We start from the raw sequence: 23,398 nt of genomic DNA on the forward strand, positions 1-23,398 counted from the left end.
CGTGGTAAACGAAGCGGTGCCGTGTTCGCCGCGCGACGCGGTGAAAGGAGCTTGTTCAGTATACTATGCGATCGGCTCAGATGGGTCCTATAGCAAAGCAGCCCGCCGTACGTACGGCGGGCTGCGATGGAAGCAAAGTCGATCGAGCGTTACTTCAGCAGGTCGGCGATTTTCCCGATGATAAGCTCGAAGCTGACGCCGCGCTCTTTGAAATCGGGTTGCTTGGCCGAGACGATCATGGCGTCGTGCACGAAATTGCCTGCGAACACGACCGCCCCCTGCAGGCTCTTGCCCGCCATGATGGCGGCGAGCAGACACGAGCAGTACAGGTCGCCGGTGCCGTGGAGCATGTAGGGGAGGTATTCGTTCTTCGCTTCGAACAGCTCGCAGTCCTGGCCCGCTACGAAGTTGCGGATGCAGGATTCGCCCTCGCGTTGGATGCCCTTGAGCACGACGTTCTTAGCGCCCTTCTCGAGCAGGCCCTCGATCATGCGCTTGGCGGTGTCGTCATCGATGTCGGTGCCGGGCCAGTCCTGGCCGAGGATGATGGACGCTTCGGTGAGGTTGGGCGTGAGGATGTCGGCACCGCAGGCGAGTTCGGCCATGGCGTCGCAGAGCTCGGGGGTGTAGGTGGGGTACACCTTGCCATGATCGGCCATGACGGGATCGACCACGCGCAGGGCGCTGGGATACATGTTGTAGAGGTCGCGGATGCGGTCGACTTGTTCGGGCGCCCCGAGAAAGCCCGAGTATACCGCGTCGATCTCGACGCCGATGTTCTTCCAGGCTGCCAGATAATCGGACAGCATGTCGGTGGTGTCGTGCATGTACCAGCCGGGATAAGCGGTGTGCGAGGAGAACAAGCCGGTGGGAACGGGACACACGTCGCAGCCCGCTGCTGAAAGGACGGGTATCGCCACGCCGAGCGAGCACTTGCCGTACCCGCACAGGTCATGCACGGCGGCTACGCGGGGAATGTAATCGCCCTCGCGCTGGTAAAGATGCAGTTCTTGGTTTTCCATCGAAAGTCGCCTTCTTCTCGTATCGTTTGCGCCGTTGCGCTGTACGGCATCAGGGTGGGTAACGGATAACACGATATCGCGCGCAAAGAAAAAGCGGCGCTAAGTGCTACCGATTCGTTATCGAAGGAAGTGCTCGACTATTTCGAGTCTTCGTCCTCGTCTTCTTCGTCGTCGAAGAACGACCAGTCGTCTTCGGCAGGCTCGTGGTTTGCGAAGCGTTTGCGTGTTCTGCGCTCCATGATGACGCTTGCAAGAATGCTCAGCACCAAACCGACCCCGATGAGCACGCCGATGCCCGGGATGGTCTCAAACAAGAAATGATAGAGTTCTCCGAGATCCATGAGTGCCTTTCCGATTTACATAAGGGCTGATCAACAAATTGTCATCGAACGAGCCCGTTCACATAGAAACATATTTTAGTAGAGTATACTATGCCCGATCAAGAGCAGGTATGACGTGACACCATAAATCCTCCGTTTGGTTTAGGAACAGTCACTAAGGCGACGAGCGGGAGTAGAAAACGTGCGGCCTCGGAATCGAAAACTGCATAGCAGCCAGGTGCTGTTCGTCGTCATATCCGTGGTGGTGGTGCTCGCCGTTCTGGCGGCGTCCGTCACGTTGCTCGTCCACATCGATCAGAAGCTTCGCCAAGGTGCCGAACAGCAGGTCATGACGTTCACCGAGCAGGCTGCCAGCAACGTGAGCGATCGCATGGGCTACGTACAGGATGCGATCGGCGCCTTTACGGTGGAGAATCCCGATCCTGAGCGGGTCCGCCCCATGATGGAGGTGTTCAAAGAGCGGTTCGGTTTTTCGTCGGTGGCATTCGCCGGGTTGGACGGCGTGGGCCTCTATTCCGACGGAGAGCCGTTTTCCACCGATCAGCTTGCGGTTCCCGAAACCGCCCTCTCCATGGAAAAAGCCACGTATTCGGCCAACTACGACGTAGGAGACGGCCAGCGGGGAAAGCTCGCGCAGAACCCGCTCTACATCGACGGGGAACTGGTGGGGGCGCTCTACGTCGAGATTCCGTGCAGCATGTTCTCCATGGAGCGCAGCCTCGATATGTTCGACGGACGCGGCTACTTCATCCTCTTCGATGCCGATACGCAGGAAATCATCGTGGCGCCAACCGAGCAAACCCAGGTGCCCATCACCTCCGATACGCTGATCTACGATTTTCTCTACGAATCCCAGCGAACCGGCGAATCCGACGACGCGCTGTTCCAAAACGATCGTTACGCGCAGGAGAAAAACTATATCGCCCTGCTGCAGCGCGCCGTTGCCGATGAGCGCTGCGACCTGTTCACAGGAGTTATCGACGGGAAGGAGAGCTACGTGTGCGTGGCTCCCGTCCATGCGGGCGATTGGTTCGTGTGCAACGTCATACCCGTCGAAAACGTGAGGGCCGAGGGAAGCGCGGTCATGGCGGCTTTTCAGGTTGTGTTCGCCCTCTCCATAAGCTGCCTGCTCATCGTGCTCGTCGTATCGTATCTGTTCTACCGCAAGCGCATGCAGGAGCGGGGCGTCGAGATGAAGACGCGTCTGTACGGTGCGCTATCCGAGAGCCTCGATATGGCGGTGAACATGTATTCGCCCGACGACGCGATCGTAACGCCCATCGTGGCGAAAGCGAGCGAGATATTCGGCTATCCCATGTCCGATATCATGGGCAAGAGCAGCGTCCCCGACGAGATCGCGCTTTCGAAAGAGGGCCGCGACCTGCTCGACCGCATACGCAGCGGTGCAATAGAAAGCCTCGAGCAGGGGGAGTTCGCTTTCCGTGAGCCGTGGAGCGGCAGACCGAGCTGGGTGTTCTACTCGGTGACTCCGTTCGAGTATGAAGGCAAGCTGCAGCTGCTCATTGTGTTTCGCGATGTAACCGACGAAAAGACGCTGCAGGTCTCCATGAGCGACGCGATGGTGGCCGCCGAAACTGCGAACAAGGCGAAATCCGATTTCCTGTCGAACATGAGCCATGAGATCCGCACGCCCATGAACGCGATCGTCGGCATGGCTCAGATAGCGCGAAAAAACCTCGGCGACAACGAGAAGCTCAAAGAGAGCCTCGACAAGATCGATCTGGCATCCGACCATCTGCTTACCATCATCAACGACGTGCTCGACATCTCCAAGATCGAAAGCGGCAAGATGATCCTTGCGAGCGAAGTATTCAGCCTGTCGGACGTGATCGATCGCGTGGCTGCCAGCATGAGGGGGCAGTGCGAAACCCGCGGCCAGACGATGACGGTCGAATGGCGCAACATCGATACCGATGCGTTCGTGGGCGATCAGGTCAGGCTGCGGCAGATGCTGCTCAATCTGCTGGTCAACGCGTCGAAGTACACGCCCGCGGGCGGGCATATACGCCTCAAGGTCTCAGAGAAGCCGAGCAACGTGAAGAAATACACGCACGTAACCTTCGTCGTCTCCGACGACGGTATCGGCATGAGCGAAGAGTACCTCGAGCACCTGTTCGAGCCATTCGTCATGGAGGGGCGCTCGTCGGTGCAGGGCACCGGGCTCGGCATGCCCATCGTGAAGAACATCGTCACCATGCTCAACGGCGAAATCCGCGTCGAGAGCGAGCTTGACAAAGGAACGACCTTCACGGTTTCGATAGCCCTTCCGCGTGCGACCGAGGACGAGAAGAACCTCCTGGTCACCGATGCGCCGGCTTCGAAAATTCCCCGTACGCGGGAGGCGCTGAAACCGAGCGACAAGGATAGGCTCGTGGGCCTTAAGGTGCTGCTTGCCGAAGACAACGAGTTGAATGCCGAGATTGCCAAAGAGCTGCTCGCGGATGCCGGCCTTGAGGTTGATTGGGCCGAAAACGGAGAGCAGGCGTGCGAGCTGTTCGAGGATTCCGAGCCGCGTGCTTACGATGTGGTGCTCATGGACATCCAGATGCCGATCATGAACGGCTACGAAGCGGCGCGGACGATCCGCTCTCTGGAGCGCGAAGATGCCGCAACCGTGCCGATCATCGCGATGTCGGCCAATGCGTTTATGGAGGATGTCGAAGAATCGCTCAGATGCGGAATGAACGCGCACCTCTCGAAACCGATCGATATGGCTCAGGTGCTCGCAACCATATCCGAGCAGGTCGAGCGTGCGCGAAACGGGGATTCGGGTGGCGAGTCTGCCTGACGTGCGAGTGCGCGAGGCGGGTTCGCGTACTCGGCTCGTTTGGGCACTGGTGCTTGAGCGGCGAATCGCTGTTCGCAGAACCGCCCGCATGATGCGCTTGCGACCACCCGAATTGGTGAAGCCGTGCTGTTGGCGAAAACGCATCCCGCCGACAATTCGTCTGCGTTATACTGGAAAAACCGTCTACTGAATCCGTCCGAGACCTAAGGAGCGCAGTCGTATGCTAGACATTCGATTTGTCCGAGAAAACCAAGAGGCCGTCGCTACTGCGATGAAGAACCGCAACGCTTCATGGGATTCCTCGCGCTTCTCGGAGCTTGACGAGGCGCGCCGTACCGCCATCACCGAGGAAGAATCGTTGCAGGCCGAGCGCAACGCCGCGTCGAAGGCCATCGGGCAGATGATGGCGCAGGGCAACAACGACGAGGCCGAAGCTGCCAAAGAGCAGGTTCGCGCCATCAACGAGAAAATTGCCGCTCTGTCGGAAAAGCGCGACGAGGCGGAAAGCGCCCTGAGCGCGATGCTGCTCGCTACGCCGAATATGCCGGCTGACTCGACGCCTGTCGGCGCCGACGAGAACGATAACCCCGAGGTTCGCCGCTGGGGCACGCCGCCCGAGTTCGACTTCGAGTTCAAAGCGCATTGGGATCTTGGACCCGAGCTGGGGATCATTGATTTCGAGCGCGCCGTGAAGCTCGCCAAGAGCCGTTTCATCCTGCTCGGTGGCTTGGGGGCCCGTCTTGAGCGCGCCCTCATCAATTTCATGGCGGATACGCACACTTCGCGCGGGTACAAGGAGTGGTGGTGCCCTGCCATGGCAAACGCCGAGACTCTTACCGGTACCGGTCAGCTTCCGAAGTTCGAGGAGGATCTGTTCAAGACCTCCGAGGGCCTCTACCTCATTCCGACGGCCGAAGTGCAGCTTACCAACATTCATTCCGGGGAAGTGCTCGACGCCGAGCAGCTTCCGCTCAAGTACTGCGCCTTCACCCCCTGCTTCCGCGAGGAAGCGGGCAGCGCGGGACGCGACACGCGCGGCCTCATCCGCGTGCACCAGTTCGACAAGGTCGAGATGGTCAAGTACGCCAAGCCCGAAGAAAGCTACGACGATCTTGAGTCGATGGTCGAAGATGCGGAGAACATCCTGCAGCTTCTGGGGTTGCCCTACCGCGTGATTTCGCTCTGCACGGGCGATATCGGGTTCTCGGCGGCGAAAACGTACGATCTGGAGGTGTGGCTGCCTTCCTATAACGGGTACAAGGAGATTTCGTCCTGCTCGAACTGCACCGATTTCCAGGCGCGCCGCGCGAACATCAAGTACCGCGATCCCGAAAACTTCAAGGGTTCGCGTTTCGTCCATACGCTGAACGGTTCCGGCCTCGCAGTCGGCCGTACGATGGCCGCCATCATCGAGAACTACCAGCAGGCGGACGGCTCCATCAAGGTGCCCGATGTGCTCGTGCCCTACATGGGCGGCGTGGAAGTCATCGAGAAGGCGTAAGGGCCGACGGACCAAAGACGTGGCTGCAAAACAATCGGCACAGCGCAAGAGCGTCAAGGGAGCGCCTCGCAGTTCGAAGGCGAAAAGCCCGAAGGCGGTTTCGTCGGGCCGGACTCGAAAAAAAGACGCGAAGCAACCGAAAAGGCATCGGTGGCTTCGCGTTGCCATAGGGTTGCTCGTCGCAGCCGTTCTCGTCGTGGTTGCCGCGTTCTCCTGGAATCGATGGCTCCGCTTTGACGATGCTGCCGACTTTCAGGGTAATTGGCAGGCGTCGGGCCAGGCGGCCGTTGTGGTGATCGACGGCAAGCAGATGCACCTGACCGATGAGGTCGCCTACGATTACACGCTCGATACCTGGGCGAAGACCATCGATTTCTCGTTCGGCAAGCTGTCGGGGTCGGGCACCTACCGCTTCTCCGACGATCGGCGCACCCTGACGATAATCGAGGGCGGTAACTCCGATCTGCTCCGTGATTTCCTGAGGATGTTCGGTCTCGATATCGGCGCCGAAAACGAGAGCGATCTGCCGGCAACCACTTTCGCGAAAGCGGCGGACGACGCCGCTGCGCTCGTATCCGAAACCGGCGAACCCGCTGGGGAAAATCCGGATGGCGACGATTCGTCTGACGGCGATTCCGCAGGTGCCGATGCGGGCGGCCCTTCCGATGGCGGCGATACCGACGGCGAGGGAGCGGATGGGGGAGAGTCCGCTCCCGAAGACGGATCGGATGCGGGTTCTTCGGGTGGCACAGACGATGCCGCCTCGAGGGACGGTAGCGGCTCGGGCGGCGGCGCTATCCTGTTCGACGAGATCAACGATCGGGGCGTTTCATCATGACCGAAGCGCCCGATCCGCTGCGCATCGAATCGCTGGTGGTGCAGCCCGGTCGTATCGTGTGCGAGGTGGCCGTCGATCCCTCACAGCGCTATACCACGCCGCGCCTTGCAGCGACGCTGCTCGGGGAGCATCCGACGCTTGCGGGTCATGCGTGCGTGAACGAGGTGGGAGATACGTTCGGGTGCGTTATCGAGCGTACGCCGGTTCCGCATCTGCTCGAGCATCTTGTTATCGATCTGCAGGCGCGTTCGGGCGGGCGTCCCGACGATACGTTCGTCGGAACGACGGAGTGGGTCGATGAGGCAAGGGGCCGGGCGACTGTGCAGGTGAGTTTCACCGACGATTTGGTTGCCTTACGGGCTTTTCGTGATGCATCGGAAAAAATCATCGCCGCAATGCTAAAGTAAAAAAATGTCATCCGCACACATCATATTCGACAAAACGGGCGACAAAGTCGCTCACCGCGTCATCAAGATGCGGACTTCGGCCGTGCGCGATCTGTTCGCGGCGGCCTCCCGTTCCGATATCATCTCGCTCTCAGGCGGCATGCCCGATGTGTCGCTGCTTCCACCGAGCGCCATCAAGAAGGCCATGAGGGCGGCAGCCGAAGACGATCGCGCCGTTGCCCTTCAGTACGGTTCGACCGATGGCCGCGTGGAGACGAAGCAGGTGTTCTGCGATCTCATGCGCGATATCGGGGTGCGCTGTAAGCCCGCCGAAGTCATGATTACGAGCGGTGCGCAGGAAGCGCTCGATCTTATCGCGAAGGCGTTCATCGATCCCGGCGATATCATCTTGGCCGAAGGCCCCACGTACCTGGGTGCGCTGCAGGCGTTTTCTGCGTACGAGCCCGATGTGCGCTGCATTCCCTTCGATCACGAGGGTATGAGGATGGATCTGCTCGAAGCCGAGCTTGAGAAGATCGGCAAGGGCAAGGCGAAGTTCCTCTACACGATTCCGAACTTCCAGAATCCGGGTGGCGTGACCATGTCGCCCGCCCGTCGCAAGCGGCTGCTCGAACTTGCCGAAGCATACGATTTCTTCGTGGTCGAAGACGATCCGTACGGGCGCCTTCGCTACGATGGCGGACATGTGAAGCCACTGCGCGCCTTGAACGATCAGGTCGTCTACCTCGGTACGGTGTCGAAGGTGTTCGCGCCGGGGCTGCGCACCGGCTGGGTTGTCGCGCCGAAGAGCTTCTTGGCCAAGCTCAACTTGGTCAAGCAGGGCACCGATCTGTGCGGCAGCGCGTTCAACCAGGTTGTGGTGCAGCACTACTTCACCGACACGCCGTGGCAGAAGACGCTGCAAAAGTTCGTCGATACCTACAAGACCCGTCGCGATGCCATGCTCGCAGCGCTTGAAAAATACTTCCCGCCCGAGGCGACGTGGACCCATCCCGAAGGGGGCTTCTTCGTGTGGGTGACGCTGCCCGATTATGTGGATACCGGCTCGATGCTGTCGGTGGCGCTCGACAAGGGCGTGACGTATACGCCCGGAGACGGTTTCTTCCCGAATGCATCGGCTGGGCAGAACTGCATGCGGCTCGCATTCTGCTTCGAGAGTCCCGAAAACCTCGACGAGGCGATTCGCCGCCTTGCCGCCGTTATCGAAGACCAGCTCGAGCTGTACCGCGCGTTTATCGAGGCGGGAGCCATTAAGGCAACAAGCCCGGAGGCGGCACAGCGGTAAGTTCGGCGCACGTTGGATGTACACCCGATTCGGCGGCGCGCGGCGTACGCCGAAACGAGACGATAAGGAAGCAGCATGAAGGTAGCAGTTTTGATGGGCGGAAGCTCGTTCGAACGTGAATTCTCCTTGGCGAGCGGCAAGCAGGTGTGCGAGGCGCTCGAAGAGGCCGGCCACAAGGTCGTGCCGCTCGACACTACATCCGATCTCGTACCGACGCTCAGGAGCGAGCGCCCCGATGTGGCGTACAGTGCGCTGCACGGCAAGCACGGCGAGGACGGCACCATTCAGAGCCTTCTCGAGTTCCTCGGCATTCCCTTCGTGGGATCGCCTGCGAGCGTGTGCCGCAGCACCTGGAACAAAGATTCGCTTCATACCACCATGGCGGCGTACCGTGCAATGACCGGCGATGCGCCCATTGCATCGTGGCCCCAGGGGATCAGCATCGCGCGCGATGCCTTCAAGGATATGGGTGCCGCGACGGCGCTCGATTTAGTCGAGGATCGCGTGATCGGCGGTTATCCCGTTGCGGTCAAGCCCGCTCACGGCGGTTCCGCGCTCGGCGTCCACCGCGTCGATCGCGTCGAGGACCTAGGCGAGGCTATCCTCGATGCGCTTTCCTTCGACGAGCATGTGGTGATTGAACAGTGGATCGAGGGCGTCGAGATGGCCGTATCGATTCTCGGCGACGGATGGGACGCTCACGCGCTTCCGCCGGTTGAGATCGTGCCGAAGTCGGGGCTGTACGACACCGCCGCCCGCCTCGATGCCGATGCCGTCGAATACTACACGCCCGTGCGGCTCGAATCGCTTTCCCCTGACGAGGCTCAGGCTCAGGCGATCCGCGCCGAGATCGAGCGTGCGGCGCTCGAGGTATACCGCGCCTACGACCTGCACGATCTGGGCCGTATCGACGTCATCTGGGATGGTGCGCAGGCATGCGTGATCGAGACCAACGTATCGCCCGGCATGACCGAGCTCTCGCTGTTCCCGGCGGCGTGTGCGGCGGCGGGCCTCTCGCTTTCGGGCGTGCTCGATCGGTTGGTCAGCCAGTACGCATAGGCCTGTCGGGGATCGGCTGAGGAATTGATGAAACGGTGACGGGGTCGGAGCTTCCGACCCCGTTTTCTTTTTTTGGTGGGACAGCAGGCCGCCCGCGCAACGATAGGCACGGCGTGTCGCCTGTTTACCCATGGTCGTATCGGTTACGGAAAAGCAACTGTTTCGTGGGCGAAGGATGTTTTGGCAGGGCCGCTAGGTGCGATGCCCTATAATGTGGCTCATCGAAAGCAATCCCAAAGGAGGCAGTTATGGGTAACAAAGGATTCGGGGCGTTTCTCGCAGGCGGTGCCATCGGCGCGATCATCGCGCTTCTGTACGCTCCCCGCAGCGGTTCCGAGACCCGTGCGATAGTATCCGATAAGGTCGGCGCAGCTTGGGGCGAAGCTCAGGAATTCGGTGCCCAGGCTTCCGAGAACGTCCAGCAGTTCTACCAGGATGCAACCGCTAAGGGCCAGGAAGTGTATCAGAACGCTGCCGCTAAGGGCTCCGAGGTTGTGAACGTGGCCACCTCGAAGGTGCAGGAAGCTGCCAGCAACGTCAAGCCGGTCTTCTCCGAGAAGAACGACGAACTGCGCGAGAAGATCGAAGCGGCGCGCCAGCGCATCGCCTCGCAGGTTGCCAAGAACGCCGAGGCGGCTCACGATGCGGTCAACGAGAAGATTCCCGTTGCGGCCGACGCCGCAAAGAACGTCGCCGAAAAGGCGCATGACGCGCTCGATTCCGTTGCCGTCAAGATTTCCGGCAGCGAGGCCGACGAGCCCGTGCAGGATAAGGTTGCCGATGCTGCGGAAGAAACCGTCGACAAGGTAGCCGATGCCATAGCTGACGCGGCGAAAAACGCCGACGACAAGTAAGCTGGGCATGCGCCTCGCGGTGCCTTTCGGGCACCAAGGCAGCTTGGCATTCTATGATCCTGTCAGATCACGAGAGAATAGGGCACCCGATATTCGGGTGCCCTTGGAAACTGAAGCATGGCTAAAAACTCCATTACCACGAACGAAATAATCGGCACCCGCGTTATCGGGGGCAAACGGGGAACGCGGCGTATCGGCAAGGTGCGCCGTATCGTGTTTCATCCCAAGGAGAAGCGGGTTGTCGGATTCATTGTCAAGAGGCCCGATTTGCTGTGGATGTTCCATCGCAAAGACAAGTTCGTCGCCATCGACGGATACGACCTTATCGACGGGCGCATCTGCATTCGCCTCGATGCGGATGCAACCGATCGAGCCGCCTGCAAGAAACTCGGCGTCGAATGGGACGATTGCGTTCTTTGGATCGGATTGCCGATCCTAACCGAAGACGGTACCGAGTTCGGTTTCGTGGGCAATGTGACGTTCAATCGCCTGACTGGTGCCGTGGAGATGGTCGAAACCGATGCCGGTGCAACGTCGAACGCTCTTTTGGGCAAGCGTCTGATTCCCGTCGAGCTGATCACCGGCTTCAAGCGCGGTGTCGGTGCAGCCATCGCGCAGACGGGCAAAGAGGGCGTGCAGACCGACAACGTCGAGTACGGAGCGATTCTGATTTCCGACGAAGCCAAAGAGATCGTCGCCGAAGGCGGTCTTGCCGAAAAGGCAGGAGCGGCAACGGCGGTTGCGGCAGACAAAGCTGGCAAAGCGGTAAAGAAGACGGGCGAGGCGGTCAACAAGGGCGCGAAAGCGGTAGGCGAGCGCGCCGAGGCGACCAAAGAGGGTTTCATCGGATTCAAGGAGGAATTCCAGAAGGAAAGCGGTACCGCCGATAAGAAGAAGGCCCTCGAAGGCGAGGTCGAAGAAACCGAGTCCACGGGCGAGCAGATCGGCAAAGCGGTCAATCAGGGGGCGAAAGCGGTCGGCAAGCAGATCAAGAAATCAAAGGGCATGTTCTCCGCCTTTAAAGAGGAATACAACAAAGCACGCCACGACGACTGATCCAGTCGGAAAAGAACCAGGTATATGACGCAGAAACGCAGCAGCAACGAACCAGCGGGACACGGCTCGACCGGCAATACGGGAAAGTTTCACGCCATAAAGGAAGACGTCCACGAAAAGCGCGAGGAGCTCCACGAGAAGAAAGAGGAGCTTGCCGAGCGCTCGCATCAGCGAGTGAAGATCGGCGGCAAGTCGTTCGAGAAGGGCGACATCATCAAGTTCGCCGGACTCATTGCGTTTTTCTTGGTAATGCTTTTGATCTGCGCGCTTATTTTCCCCTACATCAAGGAGCTGTTCGAACCCGGCGGCGTCGAGCGCGTCATCGACAAGGTTCGGGATGCCGGTCCGGTCGGCGTGTTCATCCTGCTCGGCCTCCAGTTCTTGCAGATTGTGGTTGCGTTCATCCCCGGTGAGGTTACCCAGGTAGCCGCAGGCATGTTGTACGGGCCGTGGTTCGGGGCGCTCATCATTCTTATCGGGTGCATCATCTCGAGCGCATTCATCTTCGCGTTGGTGCACAAGCTCGGGGCGCCGTTCGTGCAGAGCATGGTGCCGACCAAGTATCTCGACAAGTTCCGAGCGTTCGAAAAGTCGGGCAAGCTCAACATGATCGTGTTTATCCTGTTCCTCATTCCCGGTTTGCCGAAGGACGTGTTCACGTACCTGGTGCCGCTCACCGATATGCGCATGCGCGATTTCGTACTGCTCTCCAACATCGGCCGCATTCCTGGGGTAATCGTTTCGACCTACGCAGCCGACGGGTTGGTTGACGGGCGTATTTGGGAGAGCGTCATCATATTCGTTGCAGCGGCGCTGATTGCCGTTCTCGGCATCGTGTTCAAGGATAAGATCATGGATGTCGTGGGCAAGGCGACCAAGCACAAAGACGATTGATCCGTGCGGATGCGTGATTCTTGCCATCGGAATCGCACACAAACCTTAAGAAATACCGCGATTGCGTTAATCACTATGTCGGGCATGGAACATGGTTTACGAAACTATGACGGAACAACTCACCACGTATACTGCTCGGTATCATGGTGGCAACAATCCAACCGAAAGAGGTCATCATGGATACCAAAGATAACGATGCGAAAGCATCGATTTCCGATGAGATAGCGGCTGCCGAAGCCGAGTTGAGAGCCGCACAGGAAAAGCTCGATGCAGCGAAGGCCAAAGCCTCGCTCGAAGAGGTGCCTGCCCCTGGAGCAGAGCGGCCTTCCGATGGCGGCTCCGCCGCGTCCGCCGAGGCGGCGGACGGCTCGTTTGTCGAGGCCGTGGCTGTGACGAGCAGTCCTATCGAGCTCGAGGCCGAGCCGGTGTCGGTTCCTGAAGCAAACGAGCAGGATCCCAACTGGGTACCGTACGCGCCTGCAGCCGAGCAGGCGCAGGCCACGTCGCCGGATTCTGCAAGCTCGTATGCCGATCGGGGGGCATCGCAAGGCTCTGCCTATTCTTATCCCGGACAGGCCGCCCCGCAAGAGCCCGTCAATCCGTATGCCGGCCCCCAGCAGGATGCGGCCCAGCCGCAGAGCGGCTACTACTGGCAACAGCCCCAGCAAGACGCCTACAGCGCCTACAACACGCAGTACAACCAGTACGGACAGCCGCAGAATCCCTATTCCGTACCTCCGCAACAGCAGTATTACCAGCAACCGTACGCTCCCGTGGTGGCTTCGAAAGACCATGTTGCCGCCGGTTTGCTCGCCATCTTTCTCGGATCGCTCGGCATCCACAAGTTCTACCTCGGGTACAATACGGCCGGCTTCATCATGCTCGCCGTCACCATTCTTGGCGGTTTGATTACGCTTGGACTGGCCGCTGCCGTGATGGGAGTGATCGCGTTCATCGAGGGCATTCTCTATCTCGTGAAGTCCCAAAGCGAGTTCGAGCAGATTTACGTGTTCAATAAGAGGGAATGGTTCTAGGCGTACGCTGGGCGCGTAAGCGCTTCGGGCCTATCCCCGATATTTCTTGTGAAAAGCCTTCGTCCCGAGGGCTTTTCCTATAGAATTGAGTCCATGGTTTTAGTTCCTACAAGGGAATTCCTATAAAGGAGGAAGACATGCCCAAAATCACTCGTGATCAGGTGAAGGTGCCGGTCGACGTGATGCCGGAATCGCGGGAAGAGTACATTGACAACTACATGTTGGCAACGCGTGGAACGGGTCGCCTCATGCTGTTTGCATGCGACCAGAAGATCGAGCATCTGAATGCCGACTTCTACGGCGAAGGCATCGACATCGCCGATGCCGAGCCCGAGCATCTGTTCAAGATCGGGAGCCAGGGCGTGTGCGGTGTGCTGGCAGGCCAGCGTGGCCTGATCGCCCAGTATGCAGCCGATTATCCGGAGATCAACTACCTCGTGAAGATGAACTCCAAGACAAACATCGTCGGTACCAAGCAGGAAGATCCCTATTCTCCGCAGCTCTACGATCTCGATGCCGTGCTCGCCATGCGCGAGGCAGGCGTGAACATCGTGGGAATCGGCTACACCATCTACCTGGGCTCCGAGTTCGAATCCACCATGATGGCCGAAGCGGGCGAACTGATCGCCCAGGCCCATGCCAACGGCCTCATCGTCGTCTTGTGGATCTATCCGCGTGGCAAGGCCGTCACGGCTGAGAAGGATCCCGCGCTCATCGCCGGCGCTGCCGGTGTTGCACTCTGCCTCGGCGCCGACTTCGTGAAAGTCAATCCTCCGAAGCCCGAAGACGGCACCTCGCCTGCCGAGGCCCTCAAGATCGCTTCGATGGCCTCCGGCCGCTGCGGGCTTGTGTGCGCCGGCGGCTCGACCGTCGATGCCGAGACGTTCCTCACGCAGCTCTACGACCAGATTCACGTGGGCGGCGCATGCGGCAACGCAACCGGCCGCAACATCCATCAGCGTTCGCTCGACGAAGCCGTGCGCCTGACCAAGGCCATTTCCGCCATCACGCTTGCCGACATGTCGGTGGAGGATGCGCTCGACATCTTCAACGGCGACGAGGATTTCTCACTGTAAAACGTTCGTCTCGATAGTGCGCAGCTTGCGGGGCCTCCTTCGGGAGGCCCCGTTTTTCGTGAGGCTGCTGCCGTTTTCGCTAGACCGCCGTTTTGGATGACCGTCAGATGCGGAAGACGTGGTGCGCGTGCGGGTGTGTTCGGGCGGGACGCTACCGGACGATTCGAGGGTTGGGTAGATTTCGGCGCATCAGGGCAGACGACGAGTGGTCGATCGTGAGCCGTTCCGTTTGCGCCTCTGCATCGCACTCGTCCTGCATCGCGCCCGCCCTGCATCGCATTGCGGCCGATTCGCTCGGTATCGCTCGCAGCTCGGCGCGCTCCCGTCGATGTGCATTTTATGAGTACTCAATCTTTATTGATAATTAATACTAATAAGAGGCATCAATCCTGATACACTGGACCAAGCAACCAAAGGACGGTTAGAGGCTGCGTCGACAAAACGGCACGAGCCGCGTTGCGCAAGCCGACTGGCAACAAGGAGGTCCAACCCATGGATCAGGACACCACCAAACTCTACAGCGAAAACGGCGCGCCCGTCGCCGATAACCAGAACACGTTGACCGCAGGCGAACGCGGCCCCATGATGCTCCAGGATAACTGGATGATCGAGAAGCTCGCGCACTTCGATCGCGAGGTCATTCCCGAACGCCGTATGCATGCGAAGGGTTCGGGCGCGTACGGCACATTCAGGGTAACGGGCGACGTCAGCCGGTACACGAAGGCCGCGGTGTTTCAGCCCGGAACCGAAACCGAGGTATTCGTTCGCTTCTCCACCGTGGCGGGCGAGCGCGGTGCGGCGGATGCCGAGCGCGATATCCGCGGTTTCGCCATCAAGTTCTACACCTCTGAGGGTAACTGGGATCTTGTCGGCAACAACACGCCGGTGTTCTTCCTGCGCGATCCCAAGAAGTTCATCGACCTCAACCACGTTGTCAAGCGCGATCCCCATACGAACATGCACTCGCCGCAGTCAAACTGGGATTTCTGGTCGAGCTTGCCCGAGGCGCTCCACCAGGTGACCATCGTCATGTCGGATCGCGGCATCCCGAAGAGCTACCGCCACATGCACGGGTTCGGCAGCCATACCTACAGCTTCCTCGACAAAGACAACAAGCGCACGTGGGTGAAGTTCCACCTCAAGACCCAGCAGGGCATCGAGAACCTTTCGAACGAAGAAGCCGAGGCCATCATAGCCAAGGACCGCGAGAGCCATCAACGCGATCTGTTCAACGCCATCGCCCAGGGCGACTTCCCCCAATGGAAGTTCTGCATTCAGGTTATGGATGAGGAAACGGCCAAGAACTACAAGGAAAACCCGTTCGACATCACGAAAACGTGGAGCCAGAAGGAGTTCCCGCTCATCGAGGTGGGCACCCTCGAGCTCAACCGTAATCCCGAGAATTACTTTGCGGAAGTAGAGCAGGCGGCTTTTGCGCCGACGCACCTCGTGCCGGGCATCGGGCTTTCGCCCGACAAGCTGCTCCAAGGCCGCCTGTTCGCTTACGGCGATGCGCAGCGCTACCGTCTCGGCGTGAATCATAACCATATTCCGGTCAATCGACCGCAATGCCCCTATGCGGAATTCCATCGCGATGGCCAGATGCGCACCGATGGCAACTTCGGCGGCACGATCGGCTACGAGCCGAACTCCTACGGGCAATGGCAGCAGCAGGCCGATGCGGCCGAACCGCCGCTTGATCTGTTCGGTCCGATGGATGCGTGGGATCCGAAGGACGATCCGACCGACGATACCTTTTACCAGCCGGGCGATCTGTACCGCCTCATGACCGAAGACAAGCGTGCGTTGCTCGTTTCCAACACGGCTGTCGACATTGCCCCGTGCACCGATAACATCAAGCTGCGCCATGCGGCGCACTGCTACAAGGCCGATCCGGAGTACGGAACCCGCTTGGCCGAGGCGCTCGGATTGCCGGTCGACCGGGTGATCGAACTTGCGGGCATGTCGCATGAAGAGCGCATGGCCGCAACCGGGCAAAACGTTCCGGCCCTCAAAAAGGGCGGCGCGATGAAGTAGCCGAAACCGCTGCTGCGCGTGTTTGCCGGCGGCTTCCGGCAACCGCGCAGCACCATCTCGATACGCGGCCGAACTCGACTCCCTCGGTTCGGCCGCCGCTAGCCGATTCGGGCCTTCTCTTCCCAAAGGCCTCCTTTCCGATAAGCCCCTCGCCGATCCTTACCGCGAGGGGCTTTTCTGCGACCGTATTCTTTCCAAGCTTGCGATACCTGATCGTCGTGCTGTACTTTTGACCGCTCACCCCGTATGCTGGTTTCCGAGAGAATTGGAGGCCGCTGTGACGCGCAATGAGGAAATCCCGAACGACTCAGCCGATCCGCATCGGATGCCGGCGGCGGGGTACGGATACAACGCATACGATCCCATCGTCCCAGCAGCCGTCGATGCGGATGCTCTCGCCGATATGCGGGCGTACAGCAGCCTGAAGGAGAAGCGCAAGAAGGCGAAGCGCAAGAAGGCCATCACCATCGCTATCGTATGCACGGTTCTCGTGATCGCCATCGCGGGCGGTCTTACCTGGTTTTTCGCTTCGTCGGCCGCGGGTCCGACCGATGATGCGCCGCTTCCGACCGCGTTCGTCGAGAGGGGTACGTTTTCCGATGCCGTATCGGCTTCAGGCAAGCTCACGCCGGTTTCGTCGGTGAGCGCGACGCCTGAGGTGGACGGGCTGGTCGGTGAAGTGCTTGTCTCGGAAGGCGATACGGTAACCGCAGGCCAAACGCTGTACACGATCGTTAACGACGATCTCGACAAGGCGGTCGTCCAGGCGCAGCAGGGCATCAACGAGGCGAGCAACGGCGTTTCCCAGGCGCAGCTGGCGGTTGATGAGGCGTACCGCTCGAAGCAGGCGGGCCTCAACGCAGCAGCATCGGCTTCGGCGGTTGCCGATGAAGCCGAAGCGGTAGGGGGTTCCGCTGCTCCGACGTTCGATGTCGCCCAAGCCGATTCCGCCATCAAACAGGCGGAGCTTTCGCTTGCAAGCGCCCAAACCGCTCTCGCGAACGCGCAATCGGCCTACGACGATGCGGTTGCCAAGGCGGAAAAGCGCACGGTGGTCGCTGCGATAGACGGAAGCGTCGTGTCGGTCAACATCGAACCGGGCAAGGCGCTGGCGAATGCGTCAGGTGCGGCGTCGCCGATGCAGATCGCCGACCTTTCTCAGATGACGGTGTCCGTCGAGGTTAACGAGATCGACATTCTCAAAATCGAGACAGGGCAGGAAGCCGTGCTCACGTTTTCGGCCATCCCCGATCTTTCGCTGACGGGTACGGTGAGCCGCATCGCCACGATGAACACCGGGGCTTCGGACGGCGCGAACATGGGGTATACGGGTACGGTTACGTATGCGGTCGATCTGCTCATAACCGAGCCCGATCCGCGTTTGAAACCGGGCATGACGGCGAAGGCATCGATCGAATCCCAGAAAATCGAGAACGCCTTGATGGTGCCGGTATCGGCCGTGCAGACCATGTCGGCAACCGAGGGGTTCGTTTACGTGGTCGATCCCGAAGATCCTGCGAACATGGAGGAGCGCGCCGTTGAGATACTCGCTTCGAACGGGCTGACCATGGCCGTCAAGGGTGCTCTTGCGGAAGGCGACGAGATCATGATGGTCGGCGACGTTGGCGCGAGCGGATCGATGGGATACGGGGCCGATGCGGGTGGGAGCGCATCCGGTTCGATGGAGGCTACCGCTGAAACAGTCGTGGGGTAGCGGCTATGGCTCTCGTCCTCGAAGCGCGCGACATCCACAAGATATACGAGGGGGCATCGGGGTTGACCCATGCCTTGCGAGGCGTCTCGTTCTCGGTTGAGCAAGGGGAGTTCCTTGCCATCATGGGTCCCTCGGGGTCGGGCAAATCGACGCTCATGAACATCCTGGGCTGCCTCGACACGCCCACGACGGGATCGTATTTTCTCGAGGGGGTCGATGTGGCGGCCTACAATGAAGACGAACTCGCGGAAATTCGCGCAACGCGCATCGGGTTCGTGTTCCAGTCGTTCAACCTGCTGCCGCGTTCGACGGTGCTGCGCAACGCGATGATGCCGCTCATGTACACCGCATGCCCGAAGAAGGAGCGTGCCGAGCGGGCGCGATCCGCGCTGAGGAGCGTATACCTCGACGAAGCCTTGTTCGACCATCGCAGCAACGAGCTGTCGGGCGGCCAAATGCAACGCGTCGCCATCGCTCGGGCGCTCGTCAACGATCCTGCTCTCATTCTGGCCGACGAGCCGACGGGCAACCTCGATACGGCCACGGGCGAGATGGTGCTTGCGACGTTCAAAGGGCTGCGCGATCAGGGCAAGACCATCGTCCTCATCACGCACGAGCCGGATGTGGCGGCCCATGCCGACCGCGCCATCCACATACGTGACGGAAAGCTTGCGGGGAAAGACTGTCCGGTGCATATCCGAGATACCGACCCGATGCCGGCCTCCGTCGGGCACGACAGCATAGCAGGACCCGGGGCGTCCCCTTGTGGACAGGCCGGCCATCAGCGAGGCGGTGTGCGATGAAGCTCGGCGATCTCCTCTACGAAACGTGGTATGCGCTTGCGGCGAACAAGGGGCGGTCGTTTCTTACGATCCTCGGCATCGTGATCGGCATATCGGCCGTTATCGCCATGACTTCGCTCATCGGGGGCATACAGAACACGCTCATGGGCGAGCTGGGATTCGCTCAGGCCCGTCAGGTTGCGATCAGCGTGAATGCACCGCAGGGGATCACGTTCGACGATCTCGATGCACTTGAGCAGATGATGCCCGATTACGAGTTCATCACGGGGTCGACGCAGATCGGCACTTCGGTCGGCACGGGGACCACCACCGTTGAAAACGCCACGATCTTCTGCGCGAAGCCCGAGTATTTTATCGCAAACGGCTCGAATCTCGAATCGGGCAGGCTGTTTACCGAGAGCGAGGAGAAGAACGGCGCCCGCTACGCGGTGATCGATCAGAACTCGGTCAAAGAGGTGTTCGGCAGCGTCGATGCGCAGGCGGTCGGGCAGACCATCCATATCGGAAACGACGACTACCAGATCATCGGCGTGCTCCAGTCGTCGACGCTCGTGTCCTACGGGACGATGATCTACGTTCCGTATTCGACGGCCGTGCAGCGCCTCGGCGTCACGGACGGCTACCTGCAGATCACCGGCTTTGTTCGAGAGGGTGCCGATATCGAATCGGTCGTTGCCACCACCACTTCTACGGTGGCGCGTTACTTCGGTTTGGCGGGCGAAGACGATGTGTACGTGTTCTCCTTCGACTCTATCATCAAGGAGATGGAGACGACCATGGCTTCGTTCTCGCTGCTTATGGGATCGGTGGCGTCCATCTCGCTCTTCGTCGGCGGTGTGGGTATCATGAACATGATGCTGACCAACGTGACGGAGCGCATTCGCGAGATCGGTCTGCGTAAATCGCTCGGTGCCAGGCGGCGCGACATCACGAAGCAGTTTTTGCTCGAGGCGATCATGCTGTGCGTGATGGGGGGCGTCATCGGCATCGTCATGGGGCTGCTCGGCGCATGGGGCCTCGGTGCGGCGGTCGGTGCGATGCAGCCCGGCATGACGGTCGTGCCGGCCATATCGCTGCCCGTCATCCTCGGAGCCGTCGGCGTCTGCGTGCTCATCGGCGTCGTGTTCGGGTATTACCCGGCGCGCCGTGCGGCAAAGCTCGATCCGGTCGAGTCGCTCAGGTACCAGTAGGGGTTTCGGGCGATTGCGCGCAGCGCTTGGCTTGGTATACTGATGCGCACCGAAGACCGCGAAAGGCTGGAGGTTCGTGATCATGACTACGATGCGTATCGGGGCTGCCAGGCGCTCCCTCGTCTTGCTGCTGGCGCTTACCCTCGCATTTCTGCTGGCGTGTCCCGTCGCGGGCGTTGGCCCCAGGGGCGCCTTTGCCGATGAGCCGTCGAGCGGGGAAGATCTTCCGCAAGATGCCCTGAAACCCGTTGCGCCGCTGGAAGAAACCCGCTTGGCCGAAGGGGGGCATGCTGCAGCGCCCGACCGTTTCGAGCCGAACGATACGGCTGCGCAGGCTACCGATACGGGATTTCCCGCCCGGGTGGAGGCGACCGTCCATTCGGCCGACGATGTCGATTGGTACGCGATCGACACCGAAGATACGGGTGAGGTGGCTTTGATGCTTACCTCGCCGGTTCAAGCCGCCTATCGGATGCGGCTCTGCGACGAAAGCGGTGTGACGCTGCGCGAATCGTCGTTCGAATCGGGCTTGCAGAGCATTCGCTGCGCCGTCGGTGACGGCCGCTACTACGTGGTAGTCGAAAGCCTAGACGGGGCGTTCGACCCGGCGAACCCCTATACGCTCGATATGCAGCGCCATATGGAACCCGCCTCCGTGTCGTCTCTCGACCTTTCGGAAATGAACATGCTTACGGCGCTCAACGACTCCGCTTCGGGCTTTGCATGGGATTACGGCGTTAACGGAGGCGGTCATTTTCTCATGTCGCAGGCGTATTTCTCGCAGTGGGCGGGCCCTGTAGCGGAATCCGACGATCCGTATAGCGCTGCCGGTCCTTTCGAATACCGCGATCTGGGCACGCAATCGCCCTACCATGTGCAGAATGCGCTGTATCTGCCTTCGGGGCAGAGCGCGAGCTTCCTCGATGATTTGAAAGCGGCCGTCATGACGTACGGCGCTGCCGACATCTACGTGCTGTGGGCGCTCTGCTGCGCTACGCAGGACAACACGCATCTGTTCGTCGACAAGCGGGATTTCGAGTACCAGGCTGTAGAGGACGGCGTATCGTACGACGGCGGCCACATCGTCACGGTGGTCGGATGGGACGATACGTATTCCAAAGATCGCTTCGAGGGCAATCCCTATGCGCTGGACCGCTTCGGGTATACCGGCGCATCCACCCCTAAGCCGCACAACGACGGCGCGCTCATCTGCAAGAACTCGTGGGGCGACGATGCCGGGGAGGGCGGGTACTTTTACGTTTCGTACGAAGACGCCTTTATCGGCACGAACAATCCGACGGTGTTCATGGCAGGGGATTCATCCGAAAGCTACAACCATCAGTACCTCAACGACCCGTACGGAACGAACCTGTTCTGGACCAGCGACGAAGCATTCACTGCGTCGGAGGTTTTCGTGAACCGGCAATCGGAACGCGAAACGCTCAGGGCCGTTTCGTTTTCGATCGGATCGGCGGCGCGCTACGAGATAGCGGTCACGACGAACGGGCAGACCGAAACCGTGGCCACCGGCGAGAAACGCTATGGCGGCTACTACACCGTCCATCTCGGCGATGCCGCGGCCATCGAGCCGGGGGATGCGTTTCGCATCGACGTGACCGTGCGGCCCGCAGCGCAGGGCGACAAGGTTCGGATGGGCGTATCCGCAAACGTGCCCGGCGAGATCAGCGGTATCGTCGAGGTGAGCGGACGGGCGTTCATCGACGAGGGCGGGACGGTTACCGATGTGGGCGAGCAGGGATTCTACCCGAGTATTCGCGCCTATACCGACGATCCGGCTTCGGGTGGCGGCGGACAAGATGCCTTGTACGGACGCGCCGCTTCCCCCGCGGCCGACGGGGTCGACGCGCAGGTTGAGGCGTGCGCAGAGGTCGGACTTCGCCAGCGCGATCCGCTCGGCGAAGACGAGGTGCGCGAGAGGACCGAAGACAGCATCGCGGTAACCTCCGTCAACCCCGAGCTCTACGGCGGCATCGGCGTGCGCATCGACGGTTCGGCGGAGGATTCGGCTATCGACCCGTTGAGCCTTACGGCCGATCTGCCTTCCTCGTTCGATCTGCGCCGAGAGGGAACGCTCACGCCGGTGAGGAACCAGGGCGATCTCGGGTCGTGTTGGACTTTTGCCGCCATGGCCTGCGCCGAAAACTATTTGGCCCGAACGGATGCCAATGTGACGGGGTACCCCCGTTCGCTTTCGCTCAGCAGAAACAAGGTTTCCCTCGATCTCTCGGCGGGCGAGGAAGCGCCCGTCGAATTGACGGCCGTGCTCGAAGGCAGCGAGAATCTGCCGCTTTCGACGGTGGCCTGGTCGGTGACCGGAGACGTCGGGAGCGTTCGACTTGAAACAGGCCGGAGCACGAGCGGCGAAGCCGTCACGGTGCTCACGGCGCTCAAGCCGGGCACCGTAACCGTGCGCGCCGAAAGCGATGCCGACATGAGCGTTGCGGCTCAGTGCGTCGTAACGATTTCGGGCGGCGGTAGCCAGGGTGTCGAGCCGCTGCCCACCCCGGATGTCGATCAGCCCGACCGCCAGGTGGAAAGCTTGGCGGCGGCGGGAGATCGCGCGGCGGTGCCGATGGCGGTCGTGGGTTCTGCGGCGGGGCTGGCTTTCGCTGCGGCGATCACCTCGTATGCGGTTCGTCGGAGCTCGGGGGCGAAGCGCTCTCGATGAAAATCATCGTTTCTCCCGCAAAGAAGATGAACGTCGTCGATGACGGGTTCGCGTGGCGCGATCTGCCCCGCTTCACCGAGCATGCGGAGGTCCTCATGCGGGCGATCCGAAAGCTCGACTACGCCGAAGCGCAGCGGCTCTGGAAGACGAGTGATGCGCTGACCGAGCTCAACTACCAGCGCTTTCGCACGATGGATCTGCGGGGTGCAGGCGCGCCGCTCTCGCCTGCGGTGCTCTCGTACGAGGGCATCCAGTACCAGCATCTGGCGCCGACGGTGATGGAGGAGTCCCACCTCGAATACCTGCAGGAACACCTGCGCATCCTCTCGGGGTTCTACGGCGTGGTGCGCCCGTTCGATGCCGTGGTGCCGTATCGGCTCGAGATGCAGGCGAAGCTGGCGGTGGGCGGCGCGAAGGACGTGTACGGCTATTGGGGCGACACGCTTGCTCGGGCGCTTGCCGAGGAGACCGACCTCATCGTCAACCTCGCGTCGGTCGAGTACGCCAAGGCGGTGCTGCCGTATGTCGATCGGCTCGGCATGGATGTGGTAACGTGCTTGTTCGGCCGCATGCAGGGCGGCAGGCTCGTACAGCGGGCCACGGCTGCGAAAGCGGCGCGCGGTTCGATGGCGCGCTGGTGTGCCGAAAACGGCATCGAGGACAGCGCCGATCTGCGGGCGTTCGACGTCATGGGCTACCGCTTCTGCGCCGATCTTTCAACCGACGATACCTTCGTATTCGAAACATGCTGAAAAAGATCCGACAATCGGCGGGCCCGATTCGTATTCG

General features: G+C 60.6%; 19 protein-coding genes. 17 read left to right on the forward strand and 2 right to left on the reverse strand.

Features of this window, described 5'->3' with window-relative positions; translation table 11 throughout:
* Nucleotides 1–149 precede the first annotated feature (149 nt).
* Together MWL89_RS02315 and MWL89_RS02320 are read right to left on the reverse strand one after the other, a co-directional pair.
* Nucleotides 150–1,022, reverse strand: coding sequence for a PfkB family carbohydrate kinase (locus MWL89_RS02315; protein WP_244411603.1), 873 nt, complete (start codon nt 1,020–1,022; stop codon nt 150–152).
* Between the two features lie 137 nt (nt 1,023–1,159).
* Complete coding sequence (locus MWL89_RS02320; protein ID WP_102379206.1) at nt 1,160–1,363, reverse strand: DUF6724 family protein; 204 nt, start codon at nt 1,361–1,363, stop codon at nt 1,160–1,162.
* A 181-nt stretch (nt 1,364–1,544) separates the two neighbouring features.
* On the opposite strand from MWL89_RS02320, the gene MWL89_RS02325 reads away from it, so the two are divergent.
* The 17 genes from MWL89_RS02325 to yaaA all read left to right on the forward strand — a co-directional run bounded on the left by MWL89_RS02325 (nt 1,545) and on the right by yaaA (nt 23,361).
* A complete protein-coding gene (locus MWL89_RS02325; protein WP_244411604.1) occupies nt 1,545–4,172 on the forward strand; it encodes a hybrid sensor histidine kinase/response regulator in 2,628 nt (875 codons plus the stop codon).
* A 220-nt stretch (nt 4,173–4,392) separates the two neighbouring features.
* On the forward strand, nt 4,393–5,673 hold the full coding sequence (gene serS, locus MWL89_RS02330) for a serine--tRNA ligase (protein WP_244411605.1): 1,281 nt from the start codon (nt 4,393–4,395) through the stop codon (nt 5,671–5,673).
* A 19-nt stretch (nt 5,674–5,692) separates the two neighbouring features.
* On the forward strand, nt 5,693–6,511 hold the full coding sequence (locus MWL89_RS02335) for a hypothetical protein (protein WP_244411606.1): 819 nt from the start codon (nt 5,693–5,695) through the stop codon (nt 6,509–6,511).
* Nucleotides 6,508–6,918 carry a cyanophycin synthetase family protein gene (locus tag MWL89_RS02340; RefSeq protein ID WP_102379202.1) on the forward strand — a complete coding sequence of 137 codons (411 nt, stop codon included), beginning with the start codon at nt 6,508–6,510 and terminating at the stop codon, nt 6,916–6,918. The genes MWL89_RS02335 and MWL89_RS02340 overlap by 4 nt, the downstream gene beginning before the upstream one ends.
* A gap of 4 nt (nt 6,919–6,922) precedes the next feature.
* Nucleotides 6,923–8,203 carry an aminotransferase-like domain-containing protein gene (locus MWL89_RS02345; RefSeq protein ID WP_102379201.1) on the forward strand — a complete coding sequence of 427 codons (1,281 nt, stop codon included), beginning with the start codon at nt 6,923–6,925 and terminating at the stop codon, nt 8,201–8,203.
* Between the two features lie 75 nt (nt 8,204–8,278).
* Nucleotides 8,279–9,262: a D-alanine--D-alanine ligase family protein gene (locus MWL89_RS02350; RefSeq protein ID WP_244411607.1), complete on the forward strand. Its 984-nt coding sequence runs from the start codon at nt 8,279–8,281 to the stop codon at nt 9,260–9,262.
* Nucleotides 9,263–9,510: 248 nt separating this feature from the next.
* The gene (locus MWL89_RS02355; RefSeq protein ID WP_102379199.1) at nt 9,511–10,116 is read left to right on the forward strand and encodes a YtxH domain-containing protein; all 606 of its coding nucleotides are present in this window, start codon (nt 9,511–9,513) and stop codon (nt 10,114–10,116) included.
* Nucleotides 10,117–10,233: 117 nt separating this feature from the next.
* Complete coding sequence (locus tag MWL89_RS02360; RefSeq protein WP_244411608.1) at nt 10,234–11,172, forward strand: PRC-barrel domain-containing protein; 939 nt, start codon at nt 10,234–10,236, stop codon at nt 11,170–11,172.
* 24 nt (nt 11,173–11,196) lie between these two features.
* A complete protein-coding gene (locus MWL89_RS02365; RefSeq protein ID WP_102379197.1) occupies nt 11,197–12,066 on the forward strand; it encodes a TVP38/TMEM64 family protein in 870 nt (289 codons plus the stop codon).
* 176 nt (nt 12,067–12,242) lie between these two features.
* Complete coding sequence (locus tag MWL89_RS02370) at nt 12,243–13,100, forward strand: TM2 domain-containing protein (RefSeq protein WP_244411609.1); 858 nt, start codon at nt 12,243–12,245, stop codon at nt 13,098–13,100.
* A 137-nt stretch (nt 13,101–13,237) separates the two neighbouring features.
* Nucleotides 13,238–14,176 (forward strand): beta/alpha barrel domain-containing protein, encoded by a 939-nt coding sequence (locus MWL89_RS02375; RefSeq protein WP_102379195.1) that lies wholly within the window; start codon nt 13,238–13,240, stop codon nt 14,174–14,176.
* A gap of 492 nt (nt 14,177–14,668) precedes the next feature.
* A complete protein-coding gene (locus MWL89_RS02380) occupies nt 14,669–16,213 on the forward strand; it encodes a catalase (protein WP_102379194.1) in 1,545 nt (514 codons plus the stop codon).
* Nucleotides 16,214–16,490: 277 nt separating this feature from the next.
* On the forward strand, nt 16,491–17,927 hold the full coding sequence (locus MWL89_RS02385) for an efflux RND transporter periplasmic adaptor subunit (protein ID WP_244411610.1): 1,437 nt from the start codon (nt 16,491–16,493) through the stop codon (nt 17,925–17,927).
* A 5-nt stretch (nt 17,928–17,932) separates the two neighbouring features.
* Entirely contained in the window at nt 17,933–18,730 is a 798-nt protein-coding gene (locus MWL89_RS02390; protein ID WP_244411611.1) for an ABC transporter ATP-binding protein, read from the forward strand.
* Nucleotides 18,727–19,920 (forward strand): ABC transporter permease, encoded by a 1,194-nt coding sequence (locus MWL89_RS02395; RefSeq protein WP_102379191.1) that lies wholly within the window; start codon nt 18,727–18,729, stop codon nt 19,918–19,920. The genes MWL89_RS02390 and MWL89_RS02395 overlap by 4 nt, the downstream gene beginning before the upstream one ends.
* An 82-nt stretch (nt 19,921–20,002) precedes the next feature.
* Nucleotides 20,003–22,609: a C1 family peptidase gene (locus MWL89_RS02400; protein WP_244411612.1), complete on the forward strand. Its 2,607-nt coding sequence runs from the start codon at nt 20,003–20,005 to the stop codon at nt 22,607–22,609.
* Nucleotides 22,606–23,361 (forward strand): peroxide stress protein YaaA, encoded by a 756-nt coding sequence (gene yaaA, locus MWL89_RS02405; protein WP_244411613.1) that lies wholly within the window; start codon nt 22,606–22,608, stop codon nt 23,359–23,361. Before MWL89_RS02400 ends, yaaA begins: the two co-directional genes overlap by 4 nt.
* The last annotated feature ends 37 nt before the right edge of the window (nt 23,362–23,398 follow it).

It is taken from the genome of Raoultibacter timonensis, from assembly GCF_022845715.1.
Lineage (GTDB): Bacteria > Actinomycetota > Coriobacteriia > Coriobacteriales > Eggerthellaceae > Raoultibacter > Raoultibacter timonensis.

Bases quoted from the DNA above. Each gene is read 5' to 3' on its own strand.
- MWL89_RS02375 (WP_102379195.1), top strand. From the start codon at position 13,238: ATGCCCAAAATCACTCGTGATCAGGTGAAGGTGCCGGTCGACGTGATG.
- MWL89_RS02390 (WP_244411611.1), top strand. From the start codon at position 17,933: ATGGCTCTCGTCCTCGAAGCGCGCGACATCCACAAGATATACGAGGGG.
- MWL89_RS02370 (WP_244411609.1), top strand. From the start codon at position 12,243: ATGGATACCAAAGATAACGATGCGAAAGCATCGATTTCCGATGAGATA.
- MWL89_RS02380 (WP_102379194.1), top strand. From the start codon at position 14,669: ATGGATCAGGACACCACCAAACTCTACAGCGAAAACGGCGCGCCCGTC.
- MWL89_RS02340 (WP_102379202.1), top strand. From the start codon at position 6,508: ATGACCGAAGCGCCCGATCCGCTGCGCATCGAATCGCTGGTGGTGCAG.
- MWL89_RS02320 (WP_102379206.1), bottom strand. From the start codon at position 1,363: ATGGATCTCGGAGAACTCTATCATTTCTTGTTTGAGACCATCCCGGGC.
- MWL89_RS02345 (WP_102379201.1), top strand. From the start codon at position 6,923: ATGTCATCCGCACACATCATATTCGACAAAACGGGCGACAAAGTCGCT.
- MWL89_RS02315 (WP_244411603.1), bottom strand. From the start codon at position 1,022: ATGGAAAACCAAGAACTGCATCTTTACCAGCGCGAGGGCGATTACATT.
- MWL89_RS02395 (WP_102379191.1), top strand. From the start codon at position 18,727: ATGAAGCTCGGCGATCTCCTCTACGAAACGTGGTATGCGCTTGCGGCG.
- MWL89_RS02360 (WP_244411608.1), top strand. From the start codon at position 10,234: ATGGCTAAAAACTCCATTACCACGAACGAAATAATCGGCACCCGCGTT.
- MWL89_RS02365 (WP_102379197.1), top strand. From the start codon at position 11,197: ATGACGCAGAAACGCAGCAGCAACGAACCAGCGGGACACGGCTCGACC.
- MWL89_RS02400 (WP_244411612.1), top strand. From the start codon at position 20,003: ATGACTACGATGCGTATCGGGGCTGCCAGGCGCTCCCTCGTCTTGCTG.
- serS (WP_244411605.1), top strand. From the start codon at position 4,393: ATGCTAGACATTCGATTTGTCCGAGAAAACCAAGAGGCCGTCGCTACT.
- yaaA (WP_244411613.1), top strand. From the start codon at position 22,606: ATGAAAATCATCGTTTCTCCCGCAAAGAAGATGAACGTCGTCGATGAC.
- MWL89_RS02350 (WP_244411607.1), top strand. From the start codon at position 8,279: ATGAAGGTAGCAGTTTTGATGGGCGGAAGCTCGTTCGAACGTGAATTC.
- MWL89_RS02355 (WP_102379199.1), top strand. From the start codon at position 9,511: ATGGGTAACAAAGGATTCGGGGCGTTTCTCGCAGGCGGTGCCATCGGC.